General features: G+C 30.2%; 1 protein-coding gene. It reads left to right on the top strand.

What is annotated here, in order from left to right; all coding sequences use genetic code 11:
* A partial coding sequence (locus AAEZ05_RS28415; RefSeq protein ID WP_350649915.1) for an oligosaccharide flippase family protein occupies positions 1-278 on the top strand: 278 nt, incomplete at both ends.

The following is a 278-nucleotide window of genomic DNA, read 5'->3' as shown; positions in this document are numbered from 1 at the left end:
ATCTTTAATACAGCTATTATTGTTCCTTTAGCATCATTCAATCGTGATAAAAAATTTATATCTATAGCTAGATGTGAAGCTATAGCTGAAGTGATTTCAATTGTTGTCGTATTGGTATCACTGTATTATTTAGAGCCTATATGGGCATTATCATTAAAACCTTTAACAGTAGCATTTATAAAGTACATCTTAGTTGTTCTAGGTTCAAAAAATACAGAAATAGGTATGCCGTGGTTTGGTAAAGAGTTATCGCATACATACAAAATACTAGCTTTTTC

This window comes from Pseudomonas sp. HY13-MNA-CIBAN-0226 (genome assembly GCF_040310305.1).
In the GTDB taxonomy this organism is placed as follows: domain Bacteria; phylum Pseudomonadota; class Gammaproteobacteria; order Pseudomonadales; family Pseudomonadaceae; genus Aquipseudomonas; species Aquipseudomonas gregormendelii.
The sequence above is the reverse complement of the archived record's forward strand: the minus strand, read 5'-3'. Positions and strand labels throughout refer to the sequence as shown.